The sequence below is a fragment of the Enterococcus sp. M190262 genome, assembly GCF_005843965.1.
GTDB classification, from domain to species: Bacteria; Bacillota; Bacilli; order Lactobacillales; family Enterococcaceae; genus Enterococcus_D; species Enterococcus_D gallinarum.
This window is the reverse complement of record NZ_CP040461.1, coordinates 1,677,282-1,697,532: the sequence shown is the minus strand read 5'-3', so window position 1 is coordinate 1,697,532 and position 20,251 is coordinate 1,677,282. Positions and strand designations below refer to the sequence as shown.

General features: G+C 41.4%; 15 protein-coding genes. 1 reads left to right on the top strand and 14 read right to left on the bottom strand.

Annotation, left to right across the window (positions count from 1 at the left end; all coding sequences use genetic code 11):
* Nucleotides 1-64 precede the first annotated feature (64 nt).
* The 10 genes from FE005_RS07980 to FE005_RS07935 form a co-directional block, all read right to left on the bottom strand.
* Nucleotides 65-706 carry a GyrI-like domain-containing protein gene (locus tag FE005_RS07980; protein WP_005471783.1) on the bottom strand — a complete coding sequence of 214 codons (642 nt, stop codon included), beginning with the start codon at nucleotides 704-706 and terminating at the stop codon, nucleotides 65-67.
* 111 nt (nucleotides 707-817) lie between these two features.
* Nucleotides 818-1,489, bottom strand: coding sequence for an amino acid ABC transporter permease (locus FE005_RS07975; protein WP_003127520.1), 672 nt, complete (start codon nucleotides 1,487-1,489; stop codon nucleotides 818-820).
* Nucleotides 1,489-2,331, bottom strand: coding sequence for a transporter substrate-binding domain-containing protein (locus FE005_RS07970; RefSeq protein WP_003127519.1), 843 nt, complete (start codon nucleotides 2,329-2,331; stop codon nucleotides 1,489-1,491). Before FE005_RS07970 ends, FE005_RS07975 begins: the two co-directional genes overlap by 1 nt.
* Nucleotides 2,332-2,377: 46 nt before the next feature.
* Nucleotides 2,378-3,829: an amidase gene (locus FE005_RS07965; RefSeq protein WP_138372201.1), complete on the bottom strand. Its 1,452-nt coding sequence runs from the start codon at nucleotides 3,827-3,829 to the stop codon at nucleotides 2,378-2,380.
* 349 nt (nucleotides 3,830-4,178) lie between these two features.
* On the bottom strand, nucleotides 4,179-5,951 hold the full coding sequence (locus FE005_RS07960) for an oleate hydratase (RefSeq protein WP_138371611.1): 1,773 nt from the start codon (nucleotides 5,949-5,951) through the stop codon (nucleotides 4,179-4,181).
* A 485-nt stretch (nucleotides 5,952-6,436) separates the two neighbouring features.
* Nucleotides 6,437-7,255, bottom strand: a complete 819-nt coding sequence (locus FE005_RS07955; RefSeq protein ID WP_175413570.1) for an alkaline phosphatase family protein — start codon at nucleotides 7,253-7,255, stop codon at nucleotides 6,437-6,439.
* A gap of 1,053 nt (nucleotides 7,256-8,308) precedes the next feature.
* A complete protein-coding gene (locus FE005_RS07950; RefSeq protein ID WP_138371609.1) occupies nucleotides 8,309-9,151 on the bottom strand; it encodes a DUF368 domain-containing protein in 843 nt (280 codons plus the stop codon).
* A 197-nt stretch (nucleotides 9,152-9,348) separates the two neighbouring features.
* The gene (locus FE005_RS07945) at nucleotides 9,349-9,855 is read right to left on the bottom strand and encodes an N-acetyltransferase (protein ID WP_005471780.1); all 507 of its coding nucleotides are present in this window, start codon (nucleotides 9,853-9,855) and stop codon (nucleotides 9,349-9,351) included.
* Between the two features lie 147 nt (nucleotides 9,856-10,002).
* Nucleotides 10,003-10,629 carry a glycosyltransferase family 32 protein gene (locus FE005_RS07940; RefSeq protein ID WP_003127510.1) on the bottom strand — a complete coding sequence of 209 codons (627 nt, stop codon included), beginning with the start codon at nucleotides 10,627-10,629 and terminating at the stop codon, nucleotides 10,003-10,005.
* A 248-nt stretch (nucleotides 10,630-10,877) separates the two neighbouring features.
* Nucleotides 10,878-11,981: an alpha-hydroxy-acid oxidizing protein gene (locus FE005_RS07935; protein ID WP_138371608.1), complete on the bottom strand. Its 1,104-nt coding sequence runs from the start codon at nucleotides 11,979-11,981 to the stop codon at nucleotides 10,878-10,880.
* A 248-nt stretch (nucleotides 11,982-12,229) separates the two neighbouring features.
* Here FE005_RS07935 and FE005_RS07930 point away from each other — a divergent pair, with 248 nt between their 5' ends.
* Nucleotides 12,230-12,751 (top strand): aromatic acid exporter family protein, encoded by a 522-nt coding sequence (locus FE005_RS07930; RefSeq protein ID WP_003127505.1) that lies wholly within the window; start codon nucleotides 12,230-12,232, stop codon nucleotides 12,749-12,751.
* Nucleotides 12,752-12,942: 191 nt separating this feature from the next.
* On the opposite strand, the gene FE005_RS07925 is transcribed toward FE005_RS07930, so the two are convergent.
* The 4 genes from FE005_RS07925 to FE005_RS07910 form a co-directional block, all read right to left on the bottom strand.
* Nucleotides 12,943-13,584, bottom strand: coding sequence for a hemolysin III family protein (locus tag FE005_RS07925; RefSeq protein WP_021149355.1), 642 nt, complete (start codon nucleotides 13,582-13,584; stop codon nucleotides 12,943-12,945).
* Between the two features lie 73 nt (nucleotides 13,585-13,657).
* Nucleotides 13,658-14,518 (bottom strand): class C sortase, encoded by an 861-nt coding sequence (locus tag FE005_RS07920; RefSeq protein WP_175413541.1) that lies wholly within the window; start codon nucleotides 14,516-14,518, stop codon nucleotides 13,658-13,660.
* 39 nt (nucleotides 14,519-14,557) lie between these two features.
* A complete protein-coding gene (locus FE005_RS07915; protein ID WP_138371607.1) occupies nucleotides 14,558-16,420 on the bottom strand; it encodes a SpaA isopeptide-forming pilin-related protein in 1,863 nt (620 codons plus the stop codon).
* Between the two features lie 119 nt (nucleotides 16,421-16,539).
* Nucleotides 16,540-20,001, bottom strand: coding sequence for a vWA domain-containing protein (locus FE005_RS07910; protein ID WP_138371606.1), 3,462 nt, complete (start codon nucleotides 19,999-20,001; stop codon nucleotides 16,540-16,542).
* Nucleotides 20,002-20,251: the final 250 nt, after the last annotated feature.

Below are 20,251 nucleotides of genomic sequence, written 5' to 3'. Positions count from 1 at the left end.
CTTAAGCGCGGTTCTCTCTCTTTTCATTACGTGTTTTCATTAAGTACACCAACGGTTAAATGGATCAAGCGGATTCTTTGTTTGTTTTGGCTACCCGCCAGCGTAAGACTGTTTTTGCTTTTTCTGGTGCTGTCTTTCGCGGATCTGACAGATAGATCTCCCGATGCTGATAATTGCCCATCGTGGGAACAATTGATAGATCGTGGGCTTCGCAATAGTCTTGCATTTTCGCAAACGTTTCTGTTTCTGTGTCAAAAGGACCGATGTGACAAGCTTGCACGGACCAGCCTTCTTGGTATTCTTCGAAACGAATTCGTTCCAAAAAACGATTTTCTTTTTTCTTCATGATTTGTGTCAACTGTTCGGCGGCTAAATCAGCAGTTACTTGTTCCGGTTGCCGAATCATGATTTTATAGATCAACTCTTCTTTAGCAATCGGTCCTTGTGGTTTTTCAGGTAAAGTCCATACGCCTTCTAGCGGGTATACCGTATACTCAAAAGGCGTATTGCCGAAGGAGCCTTTTTTCAATCCCATGCGCAATCCATAGGCCATCATATAAAGTGCACTGATTTGCTCGGAAAATTCAGGACGGTTAGGATTTCCTTCGCCAGTCAACGTAATGAATTGATAAGCAGGCACTTCGATCAGCTGTGGTTCTTTTGGTAAATAGTAAGCTTTTTCTTGTTTTCGCCATTCATATTTCATTGTCCAAACTCCTTTTTTGTAAAGTGTACCACAAACAAAGAGATTGATTCATAAATAATCCAACCAGCGAATTTTTTTAGCTACTTTTTTGACGATCAGCTTTTTTGACGATCAGCCTTTTTGACTTTCAAAGCGGTCAGCAAATCGTTTTTCTAAGCGATGTTGGAGCGCTTCGATCCCGATACACAGCAACCAGTAAATGATCGCCACTAACACGTACATCGACATATAATCAAACGTCCGGCCGCCAACAATTTTGGCTTTTTGAAAAATGTCCGGGATCGTGATCATTGCCGCTAACGAGGTTCCTTTCAACAGGTCCATCGCGACATTGCTTAATGCTGGGACCGATATGCGAAATGCCTGAGGCAGAATGATCAACCGTAATGTTTTAGAAAAACTCAATCCCAGAGCATACGCTGCATCCCATTGCCCGCGATCCACTCCGGCGATCGATCCTCGATAAATTTCTCCAATAAAAGCACTGCTAGTCAAACTAAAACAAATAATGGCAGCTGTCAATGCGGGTAATTGATACGGCAATCCGAAATAGAGCAAAAACAACAGCACCAATGCGGGTACTCCTCGCAGAAAGGAGATATAGCCTCGAACGATCCTTCTTACCCAAGGGTTTTGAAGCATCCCCAGAAAAGTCAGCAATAAACCTAACGCATTTCCTGCGAGAAAAGAAGCAATGGCAATCCCTAACGTATAGGATAACCCTGTCAGTAAAAAAGGAAGCGACTCCCACATCAGTGGAAGATCAAGAGTTGGGATATACATTACTTTTCAACCTTTTGGATCTCTTTGTCAGATGGTACAGATACATCTGTTTGGAAGTATTTTTCGGAAATTTCTTTTAACGTCCCGTCTGCTTTCATCTCTTTTAAAACACGATCGACTTCGTCATGCAGTGCTTGGTTGTCTTTCGCAAAAAGAAAACCTGTTTCGTTCGGATTGAAGTAGACATCTTCCAAGATTTTAACTGGAATATCTGGCAAAGCTGCCACCGACATCTTTTGCAGATAATAATCATTAAGGATCACATCGGTCCGTCCGTTTGCCACATCTGTCAGATACTGGTCATTCGTGGCATTATCATAGGTCACAAGTTTCGCACCATATTCTTCGGCTAACTTCATGTAGCTTGTATTAGGTTCTCCCGCTGCTTTTTTGCCTGCTAAATCATCTAGAGAGGCAATGCCAGAATCATCGCTTTTTCGCACGATCATACTATCAAATGAATACTTGATTGGTTCAGACAGACGAAACTTATCTCCACGGTCTCCGCTGAGACCGAAATCATTTGCGGCAAAGTCCGCTTCACCTCTAGTCAAGGACGCCACTTGTCCGTCTACGTTGTATTCTTTGAACTGGATCGAAACACCCATCCGCTTGGCTACTTCTTTTGCAACGTCTACGTCATAGCCAACTAATTGATTGTCATCATTGTAATAAGAGGAAGGAAATAACGTACCTGACGTAGCAACAGTCAATTCTTTTGACTCTTGAACACGACTTAAACTATTGTCCTCTTTAGCCTTACTTCCGCAAGCACCTAACAACATCACAAAGGCACCTAGTACAACGATATTTTTCCACTTGTTTATTTTGATTGTTTCCATCTTTATCCCCCTAGAAAATCATTCTTGAACCGTCATTCATCGACAGTTATTTTTTGGGTAAATGAAATTGCTCCCATCGTTCAAACAATTCACCCACTTGAAAAAGTAAATCTTCACGGCCTTTTGATGCCATAAACTGAATTCCCAATGGCAAACCTTCCTCACTAACAGCTGTTGGAAGGCTGATTGCAGGTTGGCCCGTTAGATTGGCCAATTGCGTATAGGGCGTCAGTGCCAAACTTTTGTCGAACATCTGATAAATCAAGTCTCCGGCAGCAGCAGCTGTTCGTCTTTCTATCTCTTGCAGTTCGCTTCGAATCGTATCACTTTGCAAATCCTCTTCAATCAATGGCGCCGTTTGTGCTGTTGCAGGGGTCAAAAACAACTCATAATCTGCAAACAAAGCTTCCATCGTTACTGCCAGCTGATCCCAATATTGCAATGCCTGAATATAATCGGCAGCCGCTAATTTTTTGCCATATTGGTACAGTCCCCAAGTCATCAGCTCCATATCTTTCTGTTCCACTGGTCGTTGCAGCATTGCCTCGATCTCGGCAAACATTGCTGCTGTCTCTCCACCATTCATACGATAATAGCTTGCCATCATCGTTTGACCGTCAACAGGATAACGGATTTCTGTAACCTGATGTCCTTGATCTTCCAAAAATGCGACAGCTTTCTTGACAGCTAAGACAGCAGTTTGTGAAACTGGACTCCCGGCTGGAGACTCGGTTGTGTACGCAACTCTCAGTGTTCGATTCTGACTGGGTCCATGATGTTTCCATTCGATTCTAGGTGCCTGATAGGGAGCCGCCGGTTGAGACGTTCGTAATCCATAAAACAAACGTTCCGTATCTCTCATAGAAAGCGTCAATGCAAAATTGATCGAAGCACCTTGCCAACTACGCCATTCTTGCGGTCCCACTGGCATAGTTCCTCGCGTCGGTTTTAACCCAATTAGTCCGTTGAAAGAAGCTGGGATACGAATGGAACCGCCTCCATCACTAGCAGCAGCTAATGGAAATAGTCCAGCCGCTACGACGGCCGCCGCTCCACCGCTGGATCCCCCTGCCGAATAGGCGGACTGCCACGGATTGCGTGTTGGACCGTACAATACTGGATCGGTAACATTTTTGAAACCAAATTCCGGGGCATTGGTTTGTCCCAAAGGAATCAATCCTAGCTGTTCCAGCCCGTTGACAAATGCACTCGTCTGCTCTGCTTTTGCATTTGCAAACAATGCAGCCGCCGATGTGGCCGGCCACCCCGCTTTACTTTGCCCCAATATTTTAAGTGGTATTGGCAGCCCGCCGAATAAAGCCGCTTTTGTTTGCGGATTCTGTTCATACTGCTTAATTGCTGCTTGCCGATCAAAAGAAACAAGCGCATTTAACGTTGGTTCAACTTGCTGAATTTTTTCTTCGATCCTAGCTGTCAATTCCGAAAAACTGATTTTCTTCTGCGTTAATTGCTCTGCCCAATAGGTCGCATCTTCCATAAATCTCCCGCCTTTCATCGTAACAATTACAGCTTCTGTACTAAAAACAAAAAAAGCTTTTAATTAACAATCAATATACCAAACAGAGTGAAAAAGTTCAATACAAATATAACAGAATAACACTCTGTATTATTAAAAAGAAGCAATTTGTTTGATAGCGGTTCCCTTATTTTTCGCTACTCTTGTGTACATCACACAGGGGGTTCTACAGCATGGAAATCGTTCCAAAAAAACTGAGCCATCCGTCAGACATATGTAACCCCGAAGAAAAGAGAGGCCGTTTCATGGCCTCTCTTATTCTTTCGGGTATCCTGTCTTTAAGTAACGGATGTCACAGCATTCAAGTGTGTTAAACTAAATGATTTTTTTCAAGGATTTCGCCGATATAGGTATCTTTCGTCTTCTTAACAAATCCTTCTACTAATTTGCGTTCGATAAATGGCAGCTCCATCTCAGTCAATTTTTTCTTGTCCGATAAATAGTAAATCGCATTGGCCAATGTACGCAGATCATAGGCGGAAGCAAAGACTTCTGGAACGCCTCGTTCAATAGCTAACAATTGGTAGACAGCTTCCATCGCCGTTCGTACAGAATATTCAGTCGTAAAGACGGTATCACGTTGCGTTTCGGCAAAGTTGCCGATGAAGGCTAAGTTTCGTGAACCATTCGGTATCACAAGCGGACGATCTCCAGGTTCCCGCAACATGAAGTAAGAAGTGATGAAAGGCATATACACAGGGATCGCTGAACATGATTCATTAGAGATCCGTAGAATTTCATCTTCTGGAACACCTAAGTGATACAATAGTTCTTGAACGATTTCTTGTCCGGAACAGTGTTCAATCGGTTTTTTGATATAATTTCCTGGTGTATTAGACAATAGACCATAAACCCAAGTCACCGTTTGTTGATCGCCTTGCTCTTTGAAATGAGGTTGACGATGGGTCGCAAAACTCATCAGCCAATTTGAATCTTTGATGGTGACGATCCCACCGGTCACTACTCTTCCTGTCCGTAATTTCCGTTTTGTCAAACGAGAAATATAAGGTTCAATATCAAAGTTTTGCCATGTGACTGTCGCTGATACAAACCAGCTTTCTGCTGGCAGATTGTCATAAAAGACTTCTGGGCGACCAAATTCAGGAGATTGAGCAGCCAAGTTCTTCCAAAGATTCCAACTGCCGCCTAATTCATGAGTAATAGGGGCAGGCGTATGGTGATCCCCTTCAGTCGAACTCTCCGTGATTGAGCCGTTTGTTACAAACACCAGATCATCTGCTGTCAAAGTGATTTCTTGGGCTTTGCCATTTCTCATCAGTGTGATACTTTGGGCGATTTTCTCTCCTTCAGTGATCTTCACGTCAATATTCATGACTTTGGTTTCATATTGGAAATCGACACCTTGTGCATCAAGGTAAGCTAATAATGGTTTAACTAACGATTCATATTGATTGTAACGAGTAAATTTCAAAGCCGTGAAATCAGGCAATCCATCGATATGGTGAATGAATCTTAAAACATATCTACGCATTTCGATGGCAGAATGCCATTTTTCAAAAGCAAACATCGTACACCAATAAAGCCAAAAGTTTGATTCAAAGAACTCGTCTCCAAAAACATCCTCGATCCGTTTGCCAACAAGCTGATCTTCTGAAGTCATAAATAGTTGGACCAACTCTTTTTGGGCTGCTGCTGATAAAGTGAATTCTCCGTCATCTGCTGCTCGTTGGCCACGATCATGAATGATCCGACAATTGGATGAGTTTGGATCGTCATGATCCAACCAATAAAATTCATCTAAGACGGAGGCATCTTCTACCTCCAATGATGGAATCGAACGGAATAAATCCCATAAACATTCAAAATGATTTTCCATTTCACGGCCGCCTCGAGTGACAAAGCCATCATGAGGAATAAATTTGCCGTCGAGTGAGCCGCCTGAAAGAGACAGCTCCTCCAGCACATGGATTTTCTTTCCCTCCATGTGTCCGTCACGAATCAAAAAGACTGCTGCTGCTAATCCAGCTAATCCGCCACCAACAATATAGGCCTGTTTCTTTTCGACATCTTTCGGTTTTCTGCTTCTTGCAAAAGCTTCATAATTTCCGTTTGTATATCTCATATGATCCCCTCCTAATATTGGTACGAATCCATGGTAGCAGTATCTTCTATTTGTGACAAAAATAACAACTGCTATTTTTCACAGATTTAGACAAATAAAGTCGTTTGTCCAAAAGTGCAAAGAATAGCAGCACTTCGTTGCCTTGTTCTAATTAAAAAAGACGGTCCCATAAACAGTCAACAAACAGACGGAACGACCGGATATAAACAAAACCCAATAAATTCTAACGATCGCAACTGCTGCTATAGTACCTAGGCACTCTCACAGTTTCCAAGACGCGGCAGCCACTTTCTCTCATTTACAATGTCCGTTTATTTTCACTCATGGCACAGTTCTCTGTAGCGGAACAACAATCGATTACTTTTTTGCTTATTCATCTGATATAAGCCATCTATTTATGCCCGTTAAGCCAAACCAAATAGACTTCTAGCAATGATGCCCTAATTTGAGCACCTGACTTTAGCGGCTTTGTTCGTTTCTACAAATCAGCTGCGCCCAATCTGCATGCGTTCAGAAGTATCGATTTTTAGTAAACTGCAAATCAGTGGTGCCAACTCTAATTGATTCATTTTTTCGATCCCACAGTCTGGCGGAAAAATATCTGAAAAAATATAGAGGGGGACTTCGCGATGAGCAGCCATGCTTCCGCCATGCAACCCATATTCATCCATCCCGTGGTCCGCAGTAACAATCACTTGATAACCTGCAGCCAACCAATCGTGCAAATACAGGCCAATCAATTGGTCTGCTTGGTTGACGGCTTTTCGGTATTCTTTTGAAACAGCCGTATAACGATGTCCCGCGGCATCGATATTCATGGAATGTATCAGTAACAAATTCGGCTGATACGTGTGCAGTAAATAATGTCCATCTGCAAACACATGTGAATCGGGATACTGGTTTTCACTATAAAAGATTCCATGTTGGATACTTTTTTTGTGGTCGTGTTGAATACGATCTCGTTTGATTTCATAAGGTGCTTGATTGAATAATTCACTTTGCCAATAATGTGCTGCAGCTGCAGTATTTCCGCCGGCAGCTTTGACAAGATCAAAAATCGAGAGTTCTTTGGAATGTTGACCATCGGCATTGGTCAGAATCCCATTCCGGTAGCTTGGTACACCAGTAGCCAACACTTCATACAATGGCCGAGAACTGCTAGGCATTTCAGCATGGACTTTGATCAGTTGTGCTTGTTTATAATCCACATGATGATTCAAGATCCCCATCTGTTCAACCGCGGTATCGTATCGGCAGCCATCCAAAACTAGTAAAAGCAGCTTTTCGGTTATTTGCGATTTAATGGACATAGCTTGTCACCCCCATCTGTCGGTCTTTGCTGATTCTCAAAAGCCATTTCCTAATTACTATTATAGCTAGCCCATTTAGCATCTTTTTCTTAGCAAGTCCACGTTGGAACCGGATACTTTTTTGAGGATCCAAAATCCGTTTGCTTTTGGAGGTGTTTCGTTTACAATCCCTTGCAGGGATATCGGGCAGTCTCTTTTCAATAAGTACCTTTAGCCTATCATGATTCATCTTTTCACCTCATTACTCATTTACTCCATCCTATCAAGCAATCGTTAACATCCAGTAAGCGTTATGAAAAGTTCATGTTAAGTTGGTAAACTTTTGCGCCTAACACAATAAAGGACTCGTAAGTGCCCCCCCCTTAAAAAAGCGACAAAAAAGAGCCAAATCATCACTTTGATGGCTTGGCTCTCACAGGAAAAAATTTATTTTTTCAGTCTTTCTCATATCAATAAATAAATATTGACTTTTATTGACAAATCTCACAGAATTCTGTTATCTTTTCACGTTTTTCTAATAAAACACTTGCATTTTTTCATTAAATATGGAAACGTTCCCTTGATTTATACCCTCGCTTTCTATAAAATAAAAGCGAATAGAAACCAAAAAAGGCACCCCATCCCTTAGCGGCAACTAAGGAATAGGGCCTTGATTTGTCAGCAGCAACTGACCATCAAGTTTGCCATAGTCAATGCAGTACATCAACGTGTTTATTGTACCCAATTTTCTGGGTGATTTCTACCTCTTTTTAGGTAAATCAACACGCTTTGGTCTGCTTATTTCACTATGACAAAGGTATTGGGCAGGATCGTCCGATACCTCTTTTTTATATATATCCTTTTTTAAATTTGGGCGCTTAGCGATCAGATGTAAGTTGTCCCGTTCGATCCTGTCCCCTTTTTCCAGCGACGTTTCATGATTATCTTCCAAGGGGGAGTGAGGATAGTACGTGTGAACGTCGCTATTCAGACAAAGGTTGCCTCGGTTTCTATTCCATAAAAAAACAATCGATCATCTGACCGATTGTTTTTTTGTCCACGCAGTGGTTATTTATATTTTTCTTCTAATTTACTCATCCAAGCTCCTAACCAGTACCCTAAAACAAACAGTATCACACCGCTGACCGCAGTCAGCCAAGTAAATCCGCTATAATCAGCCACTGGTGGCAAGACGATTAATACTGTTGATGCAATCACAATTCCCAAAATAAAGTGATAGACTTTCGAATGATAATGCTCCAAGAGCCACTCCATCAATTTTGAGAACAGCAGCATCACGAGTAGACCACCAATTGCGATCGGCAAGAAGACGCCTAAAATGTCGAACCCCTTGAAGCCTTTCAACATCGGATCATACAAACCTAATACGAGCAATAAGTTAGATGGGCTTAATCCAGGCACCAACACACCTAATGCAATCAATCCGCCGGCCAAAACAAATCCTAAAAAGTTTGCTGGGATCGTTCCTAGAATATCACCCATGAAATAAAGAAATAAGAAACCGATGATCATTGTACCAAAGAACCAAAACAGATCCCCCATAGTTCGTTTGCTTTTAAAAGTCGATTCTTTTGCAAGTGCAGGCAATGTACCAATAATGGCTCCGGCAAATCCCCATAAGACGACAATCTGATAATTTTGCAGCAGCCATTCTAACGGTTTCGATAAAAGCCCGATCCCAACGATCCCGCCGATCCCTACTGGTAAGAAAAAGAGCAGATTTTCTTTGAAGTTTTTCGTTAAATGTGCCATAAAACGCAGCATTCGTTCATAGATCCCTAAAATTGCTGCTAGAACTCCACCGGAGACCCCCGGCAAAATAAATCCTAAAGCAATAACGACTCCTTTTAAAAATCGTGATAATACACTTTCAGTTTTTTGTTGTCCCATTCTTGTCTCCTTCATCTGTCACCATAATTTTCATTTTTTAGTTAGTCATTTACTACTATACTGGAAGCTCTATTAATTGAAAAGGAATTTTCATCCTCCTCTTGCTCCCTCTTTCGAAGTCACTAATGGCATCTCTCATCGACAGGTTTTCGACTTTGATTTTTCAACAACAACGAATCGAAGAAGAGTGACTCTCTTCATATTTGTTTTTCCATTAAATAATCGGTCTGTTCATCATCCCCCATGAAGAAAGAATGACTGCCTACTCGTCGAAAGCCCATCTTGTTATAAAAAGCCAATGCATTGGCATTGTGTTCCCATACGCCTAACCACAAAGACGTCTTTTGTTTTGCCTTGGCAAACTCTTCCGCAAAAGACAACAATTGCTGACCATAGCCGCGGCGTTTGTAGTCACTTCGGATGTAGATCCGCTCAACTTCAAGTCCCTCTGGTGCAATCGGCTCAGTTTGAGCTGTTCCCCAATTAAGCTTTAGATAACCAGCAATTGCTTCTTCTTGCAAAAAGAAAAAAGCAGACTGCGGATTTTTCAGTTCTTTGTGCAACTTTTCTGAATGATAAGCAGCCTCTAAATAAGCTTGCATATTTTCTTCCGTATTATATGGCGCAAATGTGTCCTGATACGTCTCAATACTGATGGCTTTCAACTCAACAAGGTCAGCCGGTGTACATTGGATAATTCCCATGATAAACTCTCACTCCGATCCATTTCATTTCGTTCTATTGTGGCATAATTCATTGCCAAAGACAATAAAAAATAGTTCGTCAGCAGGCGCCCATTCAACTGTTGCTGGGATTCTGCTTGACGAACTATCGGATCAGTAAAAAACTGTTTATAGCCAAGATCCGGAAAATTGGTGGATCACCATAGTAGTTGGATCTTCCTCAACTTCGCCGGTAATATAACTTTTTGGCGAGAAAGTCATTTGCGGGAAAATTTCTACCCCTTTAACCGTTTGACGCTGATTGTTTAGTTGCAGACCATATTCCTGCAACAATTCAGTGACTCGAATGACGTTGGTTACTACATCTTCCGTTTTTTCTGCTCGCACAAATTCACGATCATCATAGTCATGATACCATTCTTCCATGAAAGGATGATGAGGCACTGCACCGATGATACCGGTGGAAATTTTGGTTTCGATCTCAAATCCCATAAATGCCTCATAGTTTAATAGATCATCTAATGGTTTCACCACTTCGACATCGGTATCCATATAAATGCCGCCTTCTGTCACTAATGCATACAAACGAACAACGTCAGAAACAAAGGCCCATTCTTCTTGTTTGTAGGCTTCTTGTAAGTAAGAACCAAATTTTGAAAGATCGATCGTTGATTCATCCCAGCGTTTGATCTCATAGTCTGGGCAAAATTTGCGCCAGGTTTCGATATATTTCTGTTCGCTTTCCCCTAATTCATTGCCCCCAAACCAGCAATAATGAATGATTTTTGGAATCATTTTACCCTCTCCTTTTTGATTTCGTTAATTTAAGTGTACAGGGTTTTCTCTCCTTTTCAAAATCATATACACTGTTACTATCAAATAAATCGTAGCAGTTCGTTCTTGATACCGGTGATTTCCTATAATCAACCCAGATACAAAAAAGCCATAAAAAAAGCCCCGCTGCCGTGGCTTTCAAAGGTTTCAGTTCTTTGAATTTCTGGCTGCGTGCGGCAGAGGAAGGCTCTTTTTATTACTATTTTTTATTACATATAATGATTGTCCCGTAGTTTCGCTTGGCGAATATCTGCAATCGTTTGAGTCCCTGCTAATTGCATTACCATCTCTAATTCTTTTTTGAAGAAATCGAACACTTGCTGAACGCCTGTTGAACCGCCTAACGCTAATCCGTAAATCACTGGACGTCCAATCGCCACTAGATCAGCACCAGAGGCGATTGCTTTAAAGACGTGCTGCCCACGGCGCACACCGCTGTCAAAGACGATCGGAACTCTGCCAGCGACGGCATCTGCTACGATCTGTAAAGAATCAAAAGCAGCTGGTCCACCATCTAACTGACGGCCACCATGATTTGAGACCCAAATCCCTTGTGCTCCAGCATCTAACGCACGTGCTACATCTTCTTCTGATTGAACCCCTTTGACATAAACAGGTAAGTCAGATTCCTTCGCAATGAACGCCACATCTTGAGGACTCAGTTTTTGTTTGGAGGAGCCATATACCGCATCCATTGTTTGTCCGATTCCAGACTGATAAGCTTGCACAATTGGCATAGCCAATGGAAAGGTAAAGCCGTTACGGCGATCCGTTTCTCGGTTGCCACCAACTGTGGCATCCGCCGTTAAAACAATCGCTTTGGCACCATTGCGTTTCGCCATCGACAAAATATCCCGATTGATGCCATCATCTTTGCTCATATAGAATTGAAACCACTGAGGTGCTTGTTCTCCGCCGGCTGCCCGAATTTCTTCTAGCGTACAGGAAGCATAAGAACTAGCTGTGTAAATTGTACCGAAGCGCGCAACTCCTTTTGCTGAGGCTTTCTCCGCATTGACATTGGCCAAGCCATGAGCGGCCACCGGAGCCATGATGATCGGTGCATTTAATGTATCACCGGAAAAAGTAGTCCTGGTGTCTGGTAATTCAATGTCTTTGAGGACATGAGGAATAATCAGCTTATGATTGAATGCGCGTTCATTTTCTCGATAAGTGAAGGTATCTCCCGCACCGCTGGCGATGTAGCCATAGCCTCCTTTGGGAATCACTTCTTTTGCTGCCTCTTCTAAATCACGCATGTTGATAAAATCGACTGCGCCTTCTGCCGTACTTGCTTGATAAATTTTTTCCATCCCTATCCCTGCTCTCCAATAAGATAACGTTTACAATATTATGTTACGCTTGTTTGGTCAGCCAAGCAACTGATTCGCTCCAACGCTGGTAGTCACTCTTTTTTGATCACTCTCAAGCTGATTGACGTATTCTCCAGGAGAGCCACGAAGGTTTTTCACAAAGAAAAGCCTTTGCAGCAACCTTTCGGACTTTTTTTCACTAGCAAATACAGCTTATGGTATGATATGATTCGTTTGAAAGGGTTAAGATGATTTCTTATGAAAGGATGGCATTATTGAATCTATTCGGATTAAAATTTGGTTTGCGAAATCTAAAAACGGGGATCAGCGTCTTCATTTGTATTCTTCTAAGTTTTCTTCTACAGCGTGAGACATACGTTGTTTCAACGATCACCGCTGTCTTTACCTTAAGAGAAGATCATGGGACTACTGTCAAATACGGCCGGCATCGGATTGCTGGAAATACCTTTGGCGCATTAGCATCGATCATCTGTATCGGAATTTTTAAATTTTTTGGCTACACACACCTTGTTCAGCTGCTATCGATTCCTTTCGTTATCATGCTGATGATCGCATTATTAGTGAAATTCGACTATCACGAAGGAACGGTCGGTGCCTGTGCTACCCTATTGACGATTTTATTTATGGTTCCCCAAACTGAATCCTATCTTTATGCCTTTAACCGGGTGATCGATAGTTTCATTGGGATGGCCGTTGCGATTGCCGTCAACCGCTGCTTGCCTGCATCAGCTAAAATAGTAGAAGAATAAGGTAAAAAAACGTGCTGAGCTAAATTGCTCGGCACGTTTTTGCTTTAGTCATAAAGGATTTCCTCGGATTCCCTTTTCAAACAAGAAGCACTCGAAAAATAAACCATTTTCGAGTGCTTCTGTTTTTTTGAGAGTGTAACGAACCTATGTCCCAACAATTTGTTCATTCTTATTTCATCATGCACAACGTCTTAATTACTTACGTAAATCGCAAAAAACATCAATGCTGCACCTAACATGACAAACAAATGCCAGATTACATGGGTGAATCGTCTATTTTTCATACTATAAAAGAGCGAGCCTACAGAATAAGCGATTCCTCCAGCAACTAACAGTAGTAATCCGGTCAAATCGATATTCTGATAGAGCTTAGGTAAGACAACAATGATTGCCCACCCCATCACATTGTAGATGATCGTTGAAACTTTCGATACTTTGTTCGTTTTTGTCAACGTCAAAGATTTGTAAATAATCCCTATTACTGCGGTGGTCCAAATGACACTAAGCAAGATCAACCCAGCCATTCCCTGTACGACTAAGAGGCAAAATGGGGTATACGTACCAGCGATCAAGAGATAGATCGAGCAATGATCGAATACTTGGAAAACTTTCTTTGCCTTCGTAAAAATCAGGCTATGAAATAACGTAGAGGAAAAGAAAAGCAGAAAAAGCGAACTTCCATAAATCGCAAAAGCGACATAATCTAAGGTGGTATGGGCGCGATCCATCAGCAAATTAAAGCAAAACAAACTTAACAACGCTGCGATCCCATGGGTCACTGCATTTAATACTTCATTGATGATTTGATACTTTCGACTAAATTCTATCTCCATCTTGATCCACTCCGTTTCATTTCTTCGACTCCATTATACTCGAAAAACTATCTGATTACCAAAACTTTTGCATCTAGTTTTTAAAACTACATGTATTTTTAACTTTTGTAAAATGTTTTATCACCATCACCAAAGACAGCATCAAAAGGACAACGATCAAACCAGTCACGAGTAAAAAGGTCGTTCGTTTTGCTTGCTGCACTTTTGACAATGACGCGCTTATTTCCTCTTGCTCAACTGCGACCCTGTGTCCGCGAACCAGCAAACGGTGACTATTGATCATATAAGGGGTGCAAGTAACTAGTGTGACCAGGTCTTGGTTATCTTGGATCTGAAGTGCTTCTGTTTTTGTCGGCGCGACGGTTTGTATTTGATCGATTTGATACGCAAGATATTGACCATTGATTTCGATATAAAAGCGATCCTCTATCTGTAACCGAGGTAGATCTGTAAAGAGTTTTGCTTGTGGTAATCCTCGGTGACTAGAAAGTACCGCATGTGTCGATACTCCTCCGACTGGATATGAAGTTCCCTCGAGCAGACAGGCCCCTTTCTCCAATAGTTTTGTTGTCGTCTGATCAAAGATTGGTAAATTGACATTGATTTTCGGGATCGTCAAAACACCTATCGTGTGTGCTTCTATATAAGATTTCAGCGAGTTCTGCTTTTCCTTTTTTTCCTTGGAAAATGGGTCTGCTTCTGTCTTAGGTTCATTTGATGCCATTTTTTCATTTGCTTCACGCATCTGCTTGTTCAACTCAGCAATCACTGACGCATGTTCAGATTTTGCTTTTTTCTGATAGTTTTTGATGATTTGTTGATCGAGATAGTCATTCAATGTATCGCTAACAAAGGGATACGCCAAGCTGAGGATACCGATAAAAAATACCAATAGCATGATTAGATCTAAAGGATGCCTTTTTTTTTGCTTCATTTCATTCTCCTCAGCTATCCATTCGTTCTTCGTTTGACACTAAGCCTTATATCTTTTTATCCAGTAGACACCTACTATCGTCAATAAAACGACGCCTAAACCAATATACAAAGTAACTCCCTCGCCGCCAGTTGCTGGTAATGTTCCTTTCTGTTTGTTTGGTACTTTTTCTGGAGTAACCAATTTATTCGCCACCGCATAAGATTGTGAATCTACTTTGAAAGCAATTCGTTCATTTAATTTGATATAGCTATTCGGTGCTTTGGTTTCTTCCAAATAGTAGGTTCCATAAGCTAATCCTGTAATGTCTACTAATCCATCGTTCGTTGTATTGAAAGTTGTTGCTTTCTCCGGAGAATTCGTCCACGCCACTGCTTTTGTGACTGGATCAATGATCAAATAGTTCGCGGTCGCCGAATTTTCGTCGCGTACGACAAACGATGCACCTGCCAATGGCCGTAGCTCAATCACTGCCCCATCTACTTTTATAAATCTTTTTCCCCCTGTCAGAACCTCAACAGTCGGTGGTGTTTGATCTGTCGTGTGACCATTATCGACATTTGCTTCGTTTTTATAACCTTTCGTCGGATCTGCTAGTTGATTCAAATACATGTAATAAACGAATCGCAACGTTCCACCTGGAGTCAGGGAAGGGATATATGTGGGCGCAATTGCTACTGTAAAACCATTGGCATGTTCAGTGATCTGATAATTATTAGTATCAATGAGACGTTCACCATCATAGAGTGCATAGCTTGTTTCTCCCTTGGACTGATTCATAAATGTCAATGCAGGATCGTGGCTATCGATCAATTTGAATGAGGTATACTTGTTGCTCTCCTCCTCTTTATCGGCAATCCCATCAGGTATATTGACGGTAATCTCATAGTTGATTGCTTCACCGATGGCTACATCTTGTCCTTCTAATTGGGGCGTGTCTTTTTCTACTTTAGTCGTATCATTTTTTACCGTCTTTGCTACAGGCATTTGACTTCCTGAAATGATGGTAAATAGCGTAGTTGTTTGGTCGGCAATCATCTCAGCATTTTCAGGCGCTTTGACTTCCTCCAATACATACTCTCCGACCTCTAAACCAGCGACGATCATTTGTCCTTTAGCCGCAGCACTCTCGACAAAGTCCTCTTCTCCTATTTCATAACGATTGCCGCTGACAAAGTGTTTCGCCTTTGATTTGTCTGACGTCCATGTATACATACCTTGTGCAACGCCTTGTATATATTTTGTTACCTCTGATTCTTGTTTGACAATGACGAATTCCGCACCGTTCAGTGCTTCACCCTCAGCGGAACCAATTTTCGTGACTTGCAGTGTGCCATCATTTTCAACAATGTTTTTAGGATACAAATGAATCATCGATAGTTCTTCTGCTCCATATTGATACGTACCGTCTGCTTGTTTGATCAATTCATACACAGGAAACGCCACGACCATATTTGCAGCAGCAGTCACCCCTGGTTTTGCCGCTTCTTTGATCACATAGACGGCATCTTTTCCTGCTTGTTTTTTGGGCAATGATAAAGAAAGATCCCCATGGGTATCCGTACTGCCTGAAAAAAGAGCTGTGCTAAAAGTTTGTGATTGCACCTGTGCTTTCGCTTCTTCAATCGTTGCGCCGTTTTCTCTTGCTTTAGTAAATGCTGTGGTCGCATCGTAGACATGGAAGGTGACGTCAGCTAGTCCTTGATAGTCATCAAACTCTGCCATTTCCTTCCCTGTGTTTTGGATCCCTTGACTTGGAAAATCCAACATTTTCTTCTTGTGGATCACCAGTTGCACCTCAGTTCCATCAGCATACACGTGCTGGATAGAAATCAATGCTGCCAATGTTACTAGTGAAATAAAACATAGTACCAATCGTTTGATATGCTTTCTCTTCTTCATTTTCTTTACTCCTATTCTTTTAATAAACAATGAATTTTCCTACGATCAATTTGCCATCAAGAAAACCATTTTTTCACTCCATTTCAGAACCAACAATGAACAAAAAAGGAATCCTCTAATCAATAGTGCTTCTCATTGATTTCCCTTTTTCTTCGCAAAAACAAATAGATGGCAAATGAAACAATGCCGCTGAGACTAGCAATGATGCCAAGCCCTCCCATGCCGCCGGTCTCCGGCAGAGAGAGCAACGCCTGATTGGTAACCACTAATTGCAATTGGTTGTTTTTGTTCCCACTTTGTAAGTGCACTTCTGTTGGTTCTCCAGTTATTGTCACTTCGCCATCCTCTTGGATAACAATTTGCACTGGTTCCTTTAGCCCGACATGGCCTTCTGGTGTTTTGATCTCCTCCAGCGTGTAATTCCCGGGTTTGAGATCTTCAAAAACAAAGGTGTCGATTGCTGTTTCATCACTTGGTAATTCGATTTGTTCAGCTGAACCAGATAGTCGGAATGCCGCGCCTTTTAACGATTGACCTGTGTCTGTTTGCTTTAAGACAGTTAAATCAAATGGTTTGATTTGATTGCTATGTGTCAGCGTCCAAACTGCTGCATGTTCTACATTTTTCCCGTCATATTCAATCGTTCCATAAGGATCAACTTCAAACTCATAATTTCCTGGAATCGTATCATAGCCAAGCGGTCCTGCGGTTTCCACTATTCGGTATTTGCCAGATTTTTGGATGGTAAATTGCGCCAATCCTGATGCCGCTGTGGTGGCTTCTTTCAGTGTTTGATAGCTTCCTTTATCCGCTTTTATTTGTAATGCAAAGGTCGCGTCTGCCAAATTTACTTTTTCTTTGCCTTTTTCTGTATACTTTCTTATAGCGATCGGAAGGTCTAAAAAAGTGTTCTCGATTGTCAACTGGATGACTTGGTCGTCAACTGCTGTTTTTTGACCGTCCACTGTTACTGCGCCATTATTAGAAATCGCGATATCCCACATGTGCTTTTCTGAGCGTTCGTGTCCAGTGGGTGGACTGATTTCTGTCAATGTATAGTTTTTTCCTTTTTCAAGAAGTGTTCCTTCTGGCAACGAATACGTACCATCTTGATGATCGATCAGCTGAATCTCCCGCTCCTCAATCGTTAGTTGGAATACCGCGCCTTTTAGGAGATGATCATTTGCAGAAGATTTCTTGGTTACTTTTAAGTCTAAAGGGACAAATTGTTTTGTATTTTTCCAAGTCGTTGCATTGACTTTTTCTGATTGATAGCCGGGAACCGCTTCTTCATTGACCGCCTCATAGTGGAAATCTTGCCCTAGATTGTTGTATTTCGGTAGCCCAAGGGTTTCTCTGATTTCTTCACTAGATTCTGAAACTTTGGTGACTTTTGTTCGCTCCCAACGATTTGTTTCGTCCTTTGCCGGCTTATTTAATTGTATATAGCCATTTTCCCAACTTGATGATTGAGTGATCCCCCTTCGCTTGATTTCGTAGATCACTTTTTCTGGTCGCGTTGTCAGATCTTCATCAAATTCTTCCCATTCTTTGAAGAAATCAAGAGAAACACTGGGCGCTTTCGCTGATGGAATACCAAATTTAGCAACTACATCTGGGTTGGACGTTGGCTGAAAGGTGGTCGAACCATTCATCTGATACCACCTATCTGGTTCGAATGTTTTACTTTCTGTTTGGATTCTAACTTGATAATGCAGTTGGATCTCTTGGCCTTTTTCTAAATAGATTTGCTCGACTCGAATGATAGAATCCTCAATGGCTAGAATCGGTTCAACAGATAAAGGACTCGTTCCGACACTTTTAACAGAAACACTTTCTGTTTCATAAACGAATGGCTCAATGATCGGATCAGTGATTTTCCCATCAACGACGGTCCCAGACAATTGCACAGCTTTTCTGGCTAAATAATCAGCAATATCTGAGGAATCATTTGCAGACTCGTAATACAGTGTCCCATCCTCCCCATTCGAGACCATTTTCCGCATTCGACTCTCGACTTCTTCTTTCGTGAGTCCTGCGGTTTCATCCCCCTGTAGTTGGATTCCTAACCCATGGATTTCGATTCCTCGTTGCTTCAATGCCATTGCTTCACCGATCGTAGCAATAAATGTCGAATTGATCCAACGCCGTTGCGAAGATTGGTTGCTTACTGAAGCAAGATAAGGGGGGGAGATTTTCGAAGTATAGTCTGGATGATCAATACGTCCGCTAAAGGCTGTACCATAATAACTACCATCTTCATCGTCCATTACACTAGATACTTGATACGAGCAAGTCGGAACGCCATCGGTTAAGAGAACGATCACTTTTTTGTGTCCATTTTGTTCTGATAATAATTCTTCTGCCTGTCGTAACCCATTTTGAGTAAATGTTCCGCCACTTGTTGAAAGAGGGGTTGCTGCTTTGATTTCTTCTTTTACACTATCAAAGGCTTTTAGCGGAATCGTACGGTTGCTATATCCTTCACTTGAGAATCCGACATACCCTAAGTTGATTTTTTCCGTCACGCCACTATCTGATAATGTATCAATAAATCGGTCAATGCCATTTTTCACCTCAATGATCCGATTTTCTTCATTCATACTCCCAGACCAGTCTGCAACGAATACGATATCAAGTGGAAGAATGTCCTTTTGCGTGTTACCTCGGACATTTACATACAGATCAAACAAACCTGGAGTTGCTGTCTCTTTAGCAAATTTTCGGATCGCATAATCGGCTGCTTCTTTCTCCCCCCCATATTCAATATAAGAATTATTTTGATTGGTTGGATCACCATCCCAATTAGTCACTCCATCCCATTGTTGTTTTTCCTGACGATTGCCTTGGTGATTTCGTACATACTGATTATTATTTGGTTGCCACATCGCTTTCGGATAAGTACCTTGCCCATCCGTTACATACTCTGGTTCGATCGTAGCTAATCCATCGGAACTCACCTGTCCGTTGAACAATTGCGGCTGGTCAAACGGATGATACTCGTCCGAGATGACCGAGGAATCCTCTGATGTATCATATACTTCAGAGGATGCTGTTGTTTCCGCTATTTCTTCACTTGTGGTTGACGGCTCTTTCTTCTCATTAGCGATAGAGAATGGATAAGAAGCGGCTTCTGATAAAAGTAACTTTCCTGCTTTTTCTTCAATCTGAATATTGAGTTGAAACTCTTTATTAGTATTTGGCAATGCGACATTCCATTCTTTTTCGACACCTCCCTGCGAAAAATCACTGCCTATCCATTTCTGTTGCTTCTCATCTGTATATTCTTGGTATTCCTGAGAAGTGTAAGAAGCAAGCAAATTGTTTTCAGCTGCATCCTTGGGATGCAGCTGAAATAAAAATCGTCTTTCTTGTGTTGACTCATTTAAGCGATAAAAGAGGATCAAATGATCATCTGTTTGCTTGATAGTCACTTCTCCATAATCATTTTTCAGCACCTCTACTACATCAACAACATCTTCATCATTTGCTACTACCTTGTTTATGTGTTGAGAATATAAGTAAGCGATGAAAAAGATGGCCAACAAACTAAGAAGGACAAGATGCTTTCCCATTTTCATTTTTAGTGCCTCCTTCGAAATTTTTTTAAAATTCAAATAGATAATAAAAAAAAAAGAAAAGATTCACTAATATTTCTAATTCTTTCCCCTTCAGCTTCTAAATATTCAATTATAGTTATTTATATCCATTCAACACACTAACAAGGAAGCAAAAAAAAATAGATATCGTTATTTAAAATCATGGATTATTTCTTTTCTCTCAAAAAGCATACTCGCTGAACGCTATTTTTGAGACAAGTGAAATAGAAAT